This window comes from Nocardia sp. alder85J (assembly GCF_020176955.2).
Classification (GTDB): Bacteria; Actinomycetota; Actinomycetes; order Mycobacteriales; family Mycobacteriaceae; genus Nocardia.
Map to the genome: position 1 here is coordinate 174,780 of NZ_JAIUCZ020000006.1, position 12,068 is coordinate 186,847.

The following is a 12,068-nucleotide window of genomic DNA, read 5'->3' on the forward strand; positions in this document are numbered from 1 at the left end:
GCACCGGGCCAACGTATTACACGACATTGCCCGGTCTCGGCATCGAATCAACGCGCGGTCGCCGCACACCTCGCGTAGAAATCGAGGTGGGCGGTGGCGGCGCGGTCCCAGTCGTAGGTGCGGGCGAGGGTGCGGCCGTGGGTGATTCGGGTGGGGTCGGGGTGGAGGGCAGCGGACATGGCGGCGGCGGCCTGTGGTGGGGTGGCGGCGTATCGGACCGTGTCGGCGAAGACCTCGCGCAGGACCGGGAGATCTCTTGCCACGACCGGGATTCCGGCGGCGAGGGCCTCCAGCGCGGCCAGGCCGAAGCCCTCCTTGGTGGAGAGGAACGGGAGCAAATCGGCGGCGGCGACCAGGGTGGGGAGGTCGGGGTGCGGGACCGGGCCGAGGACGATCGGGTGGAGGCCGAGTTCGGTGGCGCGGGTGTCGAATCGGGCTCGGTAGTCACGGTAGTCGAAAAGGGTTTCGCCGCCGGCGAAGACCAGGTTCAGGCCGGGGTGGTCGCGGGACAGCAGCGCGAAGGATTCCAGCAGATCCAGGCTGCCCTTGCGGGGTTCGATGCCGCCGACGGCCAGAACGTAGCGGCCGAGGCGGTCGCGCCAGGCGGCGCGGGCCGGTGCGGCCTCGGGGTAAGCCGCCGCGGCGAAGCGGTCGTATTCCACGCCGTTGGGAATCACGGTGGGGCGCAGGCCCCAGCCCGCTTCGACCTCGGCCGCGACCGCCGCCGAGACGCAGATGCGGGCGTAGGGCTGCACGACGGCGCGTTCGTGGCAGCGGGCCAGTTCCGGGGTGGTGAACTGGTCCAGGTGGTGGATGGTGCGGACGCAGTGCGGGACGGCATTGGCGCTGATGCAGTCCTGGGCGTGCGCGATGTCGTAGTCGCCGACGGGAAAGGCGTTGCCCAGCAGTGTGATCGAGCGCAGGATGCGGGGGCCGACGGTCTCGCCGTCGACGGCGGGGAACGGCACCACCTGGACCGTCACCGCCGGATCCACCGGGCGGAAGAAGCCGTCGTCACCGCCGCGGCCCAGGGTCCACACCGTCACGTCCGCACCGGCGCGGGCCAGAGCCTCGGCCAGGTTCAGGGTGTGCACCACGCCGCCACGGGGTCTGGTGGAGTAGGTCAGCAGCGCGATCCGCATCAGTGGGCGCCCTTCTCGCTGGTCAGGTTGTGGTAGGCGTCGGTGCGGCGCTCCTCGAGGTGGCGCAGCACCCGCCGGGCCCGCTCGATCTCGGCGTCCACGTCGACATCGGCCACCGCCAGCCCGCCCTTGGACCAGGTGCGGGCCAGGATCTCCCCGCCGGGGCCGACCACCTTCGCCTGCCCGAGGAAGCGCAGGCTGCCGGTCACGCCGGTCTGATTCGACGAGACCAGCACCACCTGGTTCTCCGCGGCGCGGGCCTGGTCGTAGAGGTCGAACAGGCGGGCCTGCCGATCGTTGGGCATCCGGGAGGCGCGATCGGTGATGCTGGCCGGCCACGCCGACAGGGCCGCGATCACCCGCGCTCCGTCCAGGGCCAGGGTGCGCGCCGACTCCGGAAAGGTCTTGTCGTAGTCGATCAGCATGCCCAACCGGCCCACCGGGGTGTCGAACGCCGAGAACCGGTCGCCCGCGGCATAGGCCAGATGCTCACCGGCCGGTTGGTGCACCTTGCGATGCCGGCCCAGCACCCCGTCGCCGGTGAGACACACCGCCGCGTTGTACCGCACCGCACCGGCGCGCTCGGCATAGCCGACGCAGACGACCATGTCACCGGCGGTACGGCACAACAACCGGATCTCCGGCCCGTCCGGATCGATCGCCTCCGGACCCGACGCCGGATCCGGATGGCGCAGATCACCGATATAACCGCCCAGGGTGGCGTCTGGCAGCACCAGCAGATTCACCCCGTCGGCGGCCAGCCGCTCGATGATGGCGGCCAGCTTGTCCAGCGAGCGCGCGATGTCCGCGCCGAAATGTGCTGCGACGGCGGCGATCCGGATGACGGTCATGCCGGTGCGCCTCAGGCGGCCGCGGTGTCGCGGGCCAGGACGGTGATCCGGTCGGCGAGGTGCGCGGCATCCCGCGCGATCGCCGCGAAACGCCCCGAGCCCCAGGTGTGCAGCCACGGCAGTCCCAGGAAGTACAGCCCGGCGGTGGCCGTCACACCGCGGTGGTGGCAGGGGTGCCCGGCGCCGTCGAAGACACCGGCGCGCAGCCACCCGTAGTCGGTGCGGAAGCCGACCGACCACAGCACGGTGGTGATGTCGTGTGCGGCGAGGTCGATTTCGGTGATCTCGCGTTCGGGCCGCCACACCGGCACATAGCGCGCCTCGGTGGGCGCGTCGATGCCGCGACGCTCGATATAGCCGTCGATGGAGTCCTTGATGCTCTCGGCCACCGCGTCCGCGGCATCCAGTGAGCGTTCCAGTGTCGGCGCGAAATGCGCTGTGCCGTCCGCGAAATCGATCATCCGGCCGTGGAGGGCCATGCCCTCCAGGGCGAATCGGCGCAGATCGATGTCGCGGCCGCCGTCGCGCCCGGTCACGTAGTGGTTGGTGTTCTCCCGGCGGGCCAGGCCGCCGGGCTGGTCCTGCACGGGAATGTCGTAGTGGCCCATGTCCTGGAGCCAGGCCACACAGTCGCGACCGCGGTAGAACCGGGCCACCCGCGGAGCGTCACCCGCGGCCAGATGCACCCGGCGGCCCGCCAGATGCAGGTCCTCGGCGATCTGCGCACCCGACTGCCCGGTGCCGACGACCAGCACCGCGCCCGGCGGCAGTTCCGCCGCGCTGCGGTACCGCGCCGAATGCAGCTGGGTGATCGTGTCCGGCAGGCGTTCGGCGAAGCGCGGCACCGTCGGCACGTGGTAGCCGCCGACCGCGACCACCACCTGATCGGCATGCAGTGGCCCCGAACCGGTTTCGAGGTCGAAGCCGGTGACCGCCGGGGTCACCGCGGTCACCTCGACATGTTCGCGCACCGGCGGATCGAAGGTGCCCGCGTAGTCGCGCACCCAGCGGTAGACCTCGTCGCGCGGCATGAAGCCGTGCGGATCGGGGCCGTCGTAGCGGTAACCGGGCAGCACGCACTGCCAGTTGGGGGTGACGAGAGTGAAGTTGTCCCACCGGCTGTCGCGCCATTCGTGGGCGATGGTGTCCCGCTCGAGCACCACGTGATCGATGCCGCGGTCGACCAGGTGCCGGCTCATCGCCAGCCCGGCCTGTCCGGCGCCGATCACCACGACGTCGCGATGCTCAGGCATGAGCGGTCTCCCGTTCCGGTCGTCCCACCACGCCGTAGCGCTGCACCACGCTGCCGTACACCTCGGGCCGGCGGTCGCGCAGGTTGTACATGCCGCCGTCGCGGGCCAGCCGCAGCGCCTCGGCGACATCCACGGTGGCCGTGGCCAATCCGGGTGCGGTGCCGGTGGTGGCCAGCACCTCGCCGCCGGGCCCGACGATCTTCGCGCTGCACACGAACCGCAGCGAGCCGAACCGCCCGGCCTGGTTGGACGCCACCCAGACCACCTGGTTCTCCACCGCGCGGGCGCGGTCGAAGATGTCGAAGCGCTGGGTCCAGCGGTCGTCCTCGAGGCGTTCGGCGGCGGCGGTGCGGGCGGTGGGCCACGCCGACACCGAGGCGATGATCTCCGCGCCGTCCAGCGCCAGGCCGCGGGCGGCCTCCGGGAACGCCTTGTCGTAGCAGATCTGCATGCCCATCCGGCCGATCGGGGTGTCGAACGCCCGGTACTCGGAACCCGCCGCGTAGCAGAGGTTCTCACCCAGCGGCTGATGCACCTTGCGGTAGGAGCCCAGGATGCCGTCACCGGTGAGGGTGACCGCGGCGTTGTAGCGGGTGTCACCGTCGGCCTCGCAGAAGCCGAGGGTCACCACCAGATCCCCCGCGAGTTCGGCGACCCGGCGCAGTTCCGGCCCGTCGAGGGCGAGAGCCGGTGGCAGGCTGCGCAATCGGCGGGCCCGCGCCTCCTCGCTCTCGTCGGTGCCGCCGAGGCTGGTCAGATAGCCGCCGAGGCAGGCCTCGGGCAGGACCAGCAGGCGGCTGCCGCGGGCGCGGGCCTCGTCGATCGCCGCGCCGATGGTCCGGTAGCACTGTTCGAGGTCGCGGCCGAATTCGGCGGCGGCGACCGAGATGGTGATGTCGCTCATGATTCTCCCAATCCGGTGACGGTGCCGGGCACCGCGTCGGTGACGGCCCCGTCGGGCCAGCGCAAGACGACTCCCGAGGTGGCGGTGAGGGTTCCGCACACCGCGGAGGTCGCGGGTCCGGGGTCGGCGATGCGCGCACCCGGCCGGTCGGCGGTGAGCATCGCGAATCCCGGGAAACAGGTGAGCCAGTCGGCCGTCCCCGCGCCGGACGGCCGCGGGATGCGGGCCACCTCCAGCTCGGCCCCGACTCCGGACGCCTCGGCCAGCATCCCCGCGGTACCCACGAGCCCGGCCATGCTGACATCCTTCGCGGCCGCGGGTGCGGTGGCAGCGACGAAGCCGCCCAGGGCCCGCAATTCCGCACCCGTCCGGTGGGTCGTCGAATCCCACTGGCGGCCTTGGTATCCGGGCCGCCAGCGACCACCGAGGTCGGCGGTCACCCGCAGGTCGTGCCCGGCCCGGCCGCCACCGCCGGGGATCGGCCGAGCGGTGCGGCCCAGTACGGTGACCGACAGCGCCGCGGGCACCCCGAGTTGGGTGTGCCCCCCGAGCACCGGCACGTCCCAGGCCCGCGCACCGGCGGCCAGGCCGCGCAGCACCCGGTCCAGCAGCGAGGCGGTGGGGGCGCCGACGGCGTCCAGCAGGCCGATCGGCGCGGCGCCCATCGCCGCCAGATCGTTCAGGTTGACCAGCACCGCGCACCAGCCCGCCCAGTCCGGATCGCGTTCCACCATCGACGCGATGATGGCGTCGCAGGCCGCGATCAGGTCCGTGCCGGGCACCGGCGCTCCGTCGTCACCCCGGAAACCGTTGCCGCCCAGCCCCATCGGATGCCGGGTGAAGGTCGCGAGGGCGGCCCCCAGTGGCGCTTTGGTGGCGTGCGCGAGCCGCCGGATGCGGTCGATCGGCCACCGCATCCACACGTGGGGCGCACCACCGATCACGCGGTCGCCCAGCCGGTTCCAGCCCAGCCGCGCGAACATCGGCTCGTGCGCGGCCTGCACCGTGGCCTCGAAGCGCAGCACGCCGTTGCTCTCGGCGTAGGCACAGGCCGCGCGGACCAGGGCAGGCCCGAGGCCGTGGGTGCGACGGTGTGGATCGACCACCAGCCGGCTGCCGGTCCACCAGCCCAGATCCGGATCGGTGGCCGGGGCCAGCCGCACCCCGCCGCGGATCTCGCCGTCGGCGGTGGCCGCGACCAGCACGACGGTGCGCGGATCGTCGTCGAGATCGTCGGCGTCGCTGCCGGCGAACAGGCCCTGCTCGACCACGAAGGCCGCTTTTCGCAGGGTCCGATAGGCCGCCAGGTCCCGGCCGCCGGCGGGCCGGATCAGGTAGTCGGTCACCGCCGCGGGCTGCCCGGACAGCAGGCAGCGATCCGCGCGCTGCGCCGCCGAGAACTCGAATCCGGTACCCCAGCACTGTGTTTCGCCGAGTCGCGCGGTGGTCATCTCAGCCGCCCAGACTCGGCAGCACGCTGCACGCCCCACACGCCGCGCAACCGGCCCGCTGCCCGGAGCCGGACATCCCGGCCCGGCGCAGGGCGGCCGCCACCCGGGTGGTGACATCGGCCAGCAGGTGCGGCGGCGGCGCCTGCGCACCGTCGACGGCGACCGCGAGGGTGCCCGCCAGCGGGCGGAACGGCACCACGAACGGATACACCCCCATCGCGATGAGCTCCTCGGCGCCGGCCACCAGTTCGTCCGGGTCCTCACCGAGGCCGACCAGCAGATAGGTGGAGACCTGGTTGCGGCCGAACAGCCGCACCGCCTCCGCCCACGCCGTCCGGTACTCCGCCAGCGGCACCGTGGATTTCCCCGGCATCCAGCGGGCGCGTACCCGATCGTCCAGGGACTCGACGTGGATGCCGATGGAATCGGCCCCGGCGGAACGCAATTCGGCCAGCGCACCGAGGTCGCCCGGGGGCTCGCACTGCACCTGGATCGGCAGTTCCGGCACCGCCGCCCGGACCGCGCGCACACAGCGGGCCAGATGCCGTGCGCCCCGGTCTCTTCCGGCCGAGGTGCCGGTGGTCATCACCATCTGCCGCACGCCGTCGAGCCGGACCGCGGCGGCGGCGACCTCGGCCAGTTGCTCGGGCCGTTTCACCGCGACGGTATTGCCCGCCGCCAGCGACTCCTCGATGGAACAGAAGCGGCAGCGCTGGTCCTCCGCGTAGCGGATGCAGGTCTGAACCACGGTGGTGGCCAGCACATCCGCGCCGTGCAGGCGGGCGATCTGTTCGTAGGCGACGCCGTCGGCGGTGCGCAGATCGTAGAACCGCGGGCGGCGCACCGGTTCCACGGCGATGCCGAGGTCCGCACCGTCGAGCAGCAGCCGGTCGCCGCGGATCTCGTAGGGGCTGTCGGCCCGGATCGGCAGGGCCGCACCGATTCCGCCGATCAGCACGTGGCCGTCGTCGCTCGGTCCCGCACCGGCGCGCCGCCGCACCGGTACCTCGACGCGTATGCCGCGCAGCGCCAGATCCACGCGGGTGGACACCTCGGTCATCGCCGTGGTCCCTACACCTGGTAGGTGGAGTTGATAATGGCGCCCTTGCGGGCGTAGTGGATCAACGCGTCCTGCACATCGAGCGGATGCGCCGGGACGACCCCCGCGATCAGATCCTCCTCGCGCGCACCGTGCAGCGCCAGGCCGAAGCGGCAGGCGAATACCGTGCCACCCTCCTTGATGAAGGTGCTCAGCGCCTCGTTGATGTTCTGCTCACCCGGGAAGCCGGCATCGCCGGTGGTGGGGAAGCCGCGGTTGGCGATGCAGTTGATCGCGCCGGGACCGTAGAAGTAGATGGCGGATTCGAAACCCTTGCGCAGCGCCCGGGTCGCCTGGAGCACCGCCACGAAGCTCACCGACGACTCGTGCGCGATGCCGTGCACCAGCGTGAAATAGGTCTCGCCGGCCTCGGCGCGGTAGTCCGGGAAGATCTTCGTCCCACCGTAGATGTTGGTGCCCTTGGGCAGGGCCGGATGTGGGATCTCGGCAAGGGATTTCGCGATGTTCTGCTCGATCAACTGGTCGATGTCGGCGGTCGGCTCGGCGGGTGCGGACATGTCTTCACTCCTGGAAGGTGTTGCGATGGAGGCCGATGGATCGCGCCTGGTCCGGGCTGAGGCCGGATCCGGCGATGCAACAAGTGCACGCTCGCCGTGTTTCCGAATGGTCACGTCCGGAATAATTGGCGATAGCGGAGAGTTCACCGCCGTGACGATCTTGTGGACTCTCATGTTGTGTTGCGGCACAACGTATTACGAGAATTTCGCCACCGAATGCCCATGACGCGGCGGCCATTCGATTCGGCGACGGGGAAATCGTCGTCCTGGCACTTTCGCGGCGGCGGTTAACAATCGCCGTCGCCGGTCCGGCGCGGCGTCACACCGTCGTAACAGGATCGTCGCGCGGAATCGGCCGCCGATATTAGGTAGGGATACAGATTATCCGCAATGGATATAATGGCGGGATGACCGCCATGGCGCCCTCACGCACCGAGCCCGATCTCTCCTATCTGCTGGACCGGACCAGCCATGTGCTGCGCACCCGGATGGCCGCCGCGCTGGCCGAGATCGGCCTCACCGCGCGGATGCACTGCGCGCTCGTGCACGCGCTCGAGGAGGAGCGCACCCAGATCCAGCTCGCCGAGATCGGCGATATGGACAAGACCACCATGGTGAACACGATCGACGCCCTGGAGCAGGCCGGACTGGCCGAGCGGCGGCCGTCCAGCACCGATCGCCGGGCCCGCATCGTCGAGGTCACCGCTGAGGGCCGCCGGGTGGCGGAGCAGAGCATGCGCATCGTCGACGAGGTGCATCGCACCGCCCTGGCCGCGCTGCCGGCGGACGAGCGCACGGTCATGCTGCGGGCGCTGACCCGCCTCACCGAGGGCGAGCTGTCCACCCCGGCGGAGACCCCGGTCGCCGCGCGCCGGGCCCGGCAGTCCGCGCGCTGACATTCGCACGTCCCGCAGCCGGTCCCCGACGACCGGCACCGTGGTGCACCACACGCCCGTCGTGGCGGCGACAGGCGGAAGGCACCGGCGCGCGCTTCGGCCGACTCCCGTGGACGTGGACGAGTATCACACCGGAACCGAACTCGGGCGTGCGGGGAAAGGCGCACCGGCAGTGAGCAATAGGGTGAGTACCACCGACGACGGCTTGCCGGACCGGCCGCGGTGTGCGGCCGGTCCGGCAAGCCGTCGTTCGATCCGGCGTTACCGCACCGCGAGACCGGACTCGGGCTCGGCCCGACGCCCGGCCCCCGGTTCGAGCGCCGGCTCGCGGTCGCTCCGGTGCTCGGCCTCGGTCGCCGAGATCGTGCCCCGGCGGCGCAGGATGGTCACGGTGGCGACCAGTGCGGCGGCGAGCAGCCCCGTCGAGACCGCGAAGGCCAGGCGATAGCCACTGGTGAGAGCCTCGGGACCGGTGGCGTCGTGCGCGAGTGCCCCGGCGGTCCGGGAGGCGGCCAGCGTGGACAGCACCGCCACCCCGAGCGCCATGCCGATCTGCTGGGTGGTGTTGAACAGTCCGCCCGCCAGCCCGGCGTCAGCCTCTCCGGCTGCCGACATGCCCAGGGTGGCCAGCGCGGGCAGTACCAGCCCGCCACCGGCGATCAGCACCATGGTGGGCAGCAGATCGGTGAGGTATCCGGCGTGGACGGGCAGCCGGGTCAGCAGTGCCATCGCCGCGACCAGCAGCACCAGCCCGGCGATCAGGACCGTGCGGGCACCGAAGCGGGTGTTCAGCCGGGCCGAGAGCAGCAGTGACACACCGCCGATCGAGACGGCGGCGGGCAGCATGGCCAGGCCGGTCGCGGTCGCCCCGTACCCGAGCACCCGCTGCATGAACAGCGCCACCAGGATCTGGAAGCCGAACATCCCCGACAGCGCCAGCATCTGGATCAGATTCGCGCCGACCACGGTGCGGGAGCGGAAGATTCGCAGCGGCAGCAACGGAGTGCGGGCACGCGCCTGCCGGGCCACGAAGCCGGCCAGCAGCGCCACCGACACCGCCGCCAGTCCCAGGGTGCGGCCGGAAACCCAGCCGTGGTCGGCGATCCCGACGACGGTGTAGATACCCAGCATGAGCCCGGCGGTGACCAGTACCGCGCCCAGCACGTCGGCGCCCGCGCGCCACCCCATCCCCCGGTCCGCCGGCAGCACCCGCACCGCCGCGGCGACGGTGAGCGCACCGATCGGCACGTTGATGAAGAAGATCCAGTGCCAGCTCAGCGTATCGGTGAGGATGCCGCCGAGCACCTGGCCGATCGAGGCGCCCGCGGCCCCGGTGGAACTGAAAACCCCGATGGCCGTGGCCCTTTCCCGGGTCTCGGTGAAGACCGTGACCAGGATCCCGAGCACCACCGCCGACGCCAGGGCACTGCCGACGCCCTGGAGGAACCGGGCCGCGACCAGCCAGGCCGGACTGGTCGCCAGGCCCGCCAGCACCGAGGCGGCGGTGAAGACCACATTGCCCGTGACGAACACGGTCCGGCGGCCGATCAGATCGCCCGCGCGGCCGGCCAGCAGCAGCAGTCCGCCGAAGGCGATGAGATACGCGTTCACCGTCCAACTCAGCTGCGCCGCAGAGAAACCCAGATCCCGCTGGATGGCGGGCATCGCCACGGTGACGATGCTGCCGTCGAGGATCGTCATCAACGCGGACGCCGACAACACCACCAGCGCAGCAAGTTTGGGAACCGACATCGTGCACTCCTGTCTGTTCGGGTCCCGGAGGAACAAGAGCCAGACTAGCAGATAGTTTCGTTGCAGACAATCTGCAACGGTAGCCCTCCGCGTGGCGTGGGGCGATCCGGCCCGCACACAGGGCATCGGCCCACCCGGACGCCACCGAATGGCTCGCACGTGCCGCTGAAATCGAATCGCATGCCGACACCGGCTCGAATACCGGTTCGCCGCGAATTCACCTCGCGCTCGAAAATCATGCCGAACAACGAAATTCCCACGTCGCACGGGCCCATATCGATTCCCTCCGCAATTGCCTTCGCGTACACGGGTTTCGAATATTCACTTTCCGATCAATCGATGCGCTCGACCGGCTGCATTTCACGGGATATGCCGCTATCCTGTCTCTCGGGGCGCATTTGTATCTTGCATGGGGGACGGCATGGATCGGCGGCACACCATCGGCGACAGCGATCTCGCTGTGCGATTGGTTGTGCCCGGGCAACGCTGGGGCTGGGAATTCACACCCCCGCGCGGGATCGTGCCGAGCCCGCTGCGCGCCCACGAACCGATATGGGCCGAGGCCGCGCCGCCGCCACGGCTGCTCCGGCTGCACCGTGGCCTGCGACGAGCGCCGATCCTGGTCGGCACGGGTGCGCTGCTCTCCGCATGGGGCGCGATCGCGGTCGCCGCCTGGGGATCATGGCTGTGGCTCGCCGTGCTCCCCGGCGGAATCGCGGTGTCGGCGGGCTGGCCGATCTGGATCGCACTGCGCTATTGGGCTATTCGACAGCAATTCCATACGATCGAATCCGAGCGGTACGCACGATTTCGCCGCGCACACGACGAGTGGGCCGCCCGGGTCGGCGAACAGGAACGGCAGGAACATGCGCGGGTGGCCGCCACCATACTGTGGTATCCACTCGTGCTGCGACCCGAATCAACCCGGGTGGACATATTCGGCGGCACCACCGCCGGGTGGATCAGCCTGCTCGCCACCGCCGGGACCGGGCCGCTCGCCGAGATCTCCGGCATCACCGTGCTCGATTTCACCGAACGCCGTGTCGCGGCCGGCCTGGCGGCCATGTGGCGTGCGGTCGGGCAGTTTCCGGCCGTCGTCGAACTCGGTGACGAGGCCGCCGGATGGAATCCGCTGGCGGGCCTGACACCGCCGGAGATCGGCGAGTTGATCGCCGCCACCGCCGCCTCGGCGCGCACCACCGACGCGGCCCGCGGGCTGCACGCGGAACTGGCCGAGCGGGCCGCCCGCTGCCTGACACCGCCGGTCACCCTGCCTCGGCTCGCCGCCGCGGTGCGGGCACTGCGCCGCCTGGATCCCGGCCCGGGTCTCGGCGCGAACGAGGTCCGTTGCCTGACCGATCAACTCGGCGCACTGGACTGGTCGGAGCCGGTACGGGAGGAGTTGCGCTTCCTCGGCGGCCTGCTCGACCTGCTCGCCGTCACCTCACCGGCCGACGCCGGCGCGGAATTCCGCTGGCCGCCGGTGGGACTGCACATCTACAGCACCGCCTCGGCCGACCCACGCCGCAAGAACCTGCTGGACCGGCTGCTGTTCCACCGCACGGCCCACAGCATCCGGCGGGCCAGCGTGCGGCGGCGAGCGACGCTGATCGTCGCGGGCGCCGACGATTTCGGCCTGTCCGAACTGGAAGGGCTGGCCCGCCACGCACAGCGGATCGGCATCCGGCTGGTGACGATGATCGAGCACCTGCGCGGTGAACTGATCCAATTGCTCGGCGCCGCCGACGGCGCCGCGATCCTGATGCGGCTGGGCAACGCCGCCGAGGCGGCCGCGGCGGCCGAATTCGTCGGCCGCGGCCACCGTTTCGTCCTGTCCCAGCTGACCGACCAATACGGCCGCGGCGTGACCGAGGGGTACTCGGACACCACCGGTGATTCGGCCACCGCGTCCCGCACCGACGGTTATTCGGCCACCGCCGCGAGCGTGTCGTCCTCGTGGTCACGCAACTGGTCGTCGACGGTCAACTGGTCGGAAGCGACCTCGATGTCCGCCGGGCGTACCGTCGCCCGCGCCTACGAGTACGCGATCGAGCCGGTGACGTTCCAGTCGCTGCCACCGACGGCCCTGATCCTCGTCGAGACCGGGCGGAACGGGCGGCGAGTGGCCGCCGGTGACTGCAATCCGGGCATCACCCTGCTGGACCGGGTCTCGGGCCGCCCGCGAGCGGCATGAGGACGGCT

Annotated in this window: 10 protein-coding genes; 2 read left to right on the plus strand and 8 right to left on the minus strand. The window is 71.1% G+C overall.

The features are described from left to right. Nucleotides 1-47 precede the first annotated feature (47 nt). From LBW94_RS23970 to LBW94_RS24000, 7 genes are read right to left on the minus strand one after another with little or no spacing between them, the layout of a single operon-like run. Nucleotides 48-1,142 (minus strand): MSMEG_0565 family glycosyltransferase, encoded by a 1,095-nt coding sequence (locus LBW94_RS23970; RefSeq protein ID WP_225059112.1) that lies wholly within the window; start codon nucleotides 1,140-1,142, stop codon nucleotides 48-50. Next, complete coding sequence (locus LBW94_RS23975) at nucleotides 1,142-1,993, minus strand: carbon-nitrogen hydrolase family protein (protein WP_225059111.1); 852 nt, start codon at nucleotides 1,991-1,993, stop codon at nucleotides 1,142-1,144. Before LBW94_RS23975 ends, LBW94_RS23970 begins: the two co-directional genes overlap by 1 nt. Before the next feature lie 11 nt (nucleotides 1,994-2,004). Further along, the gene (locus LBW94_RS23980; protein WP_225059110.1) at nucleotides 2,005-3,246 is read right to left on the minus strand and encodes an MSMEG_0569 family flavin-dependent oxidoreductase; all 1,242 of its coding nucleotides are present in this window, start codon (nucleotides 3,244-3,246) and stop codon (nucleotides 2,005-2,007) included. Then, nucleotides 3,239-4,150, minus strand: coding sequence for a carbon-nitrogen hydrolase family protein (locus LBW94_RS23985; RefSeq protein ID WP_225059109.1), 912 nt, complete (start codon nucleotides 4,148-4,150; stop codon nucleotides 3,239-3,241). The genes LBW94_RS23980 and LBW94_RS23985 overlap by 8 nt, the downstream gene beginning before the upstream one ends. Continuing rightward, a complete protein-coding gene (locus LBW94_RS23990) occupies nucleotides 4,147-5,601 on the minus strand; it encodes an MSMEG_0567/sll0787 family protein (RefSeq protein WP_225059108.1) in 1,455 nt (484 codons plus the stop codon). The genes LBW94_RS23985 and LBW94_RS23990 overlap by 4 nt, the downstream gene beginning before the upstream one ends. A 1-nt stretch (nucleotide 5,602) precedes the next feature. Continuing rightward, nucleotides 5,603-6,661 (minus strand): MSMEG_0568 family radical SAM protein, encoded by a 1,059-nt coding sequence (locus LBW94_RS23995; RefSeq protein ID WP_225059107.1) that lies wholly within the window; start codon nucleotides 6,659-6,661, stop codon nucleotides 5,603-5,605. A gap of 11 nt (nucleotides 6,662-6,672) precedes the next feature. After that, entirely contained in the window at nucleotides 6,673-7,218 is a 546-nt protein-coding gene (locus tag LBW94_RS24000; RefSeq protein ID WP_225059106.1) for an MSMEG_0572/Sll0783 family nitrogen starvation response protein, read from the minus strand. A 407-nt stretch (nucleotides 7,219-7,625) separates the two neighbouring features. Here LBW94_RS24000 and LBW94_RS24005 point away from each other — a divergent pair, with 407 nt between their 5' ends. Beyond that, nucleotides 7,626-8,114, plus strand: a complete 489-nt coding sequence (locus LBW94_RS24005) for a MarR family winged helix-turn-helix transcriptional regulator (RefSeq protein WP_225059105.1) — start codon at nucleotides 7,626-7,628, stop codon at nucleotides 8,112-8,114. A 261-nt stretch (nucleotides 8,115-8,375) separates the two neighbouring features. Here the strand turns inward: LBW94_RS24005 and LBW94_RS24010 are convergent, their stop codons facing one another. Further along, complete coding sequence (locus LBW94_RS24010) at nucleotides 8,376-9,866, minus strand: MFS transporter (RefSeq protein WP_225059104.1); 1,491 nt, start codon at nucleotides 9,864-9,866, stop codon at nucleotides 8,376-8,378. A 421-nt stretch (nucleotides 9,867-10,287) separates the two neighbouring features. Here LBW94_RS24010 and LBW94_RS24015 point away from each other — a divergent pair, with 421 nt between their 5' ends. Further along, nucleotides 10,288-12,060 carry a hypothetical protein gene (locus LBW94_RS24015; RefSeq protein WP_225059103.1) on the plus strand — a complete coding sequence of 591 codons (1,773 nt, stop codon included), beginning with the start codon at nucleotides 10,288-10,290 and terminating at the stop codon, nucleotides 12,058-12,060. Nucleotides 12,061-12,068: the final 8 nt, after the last annotated feature.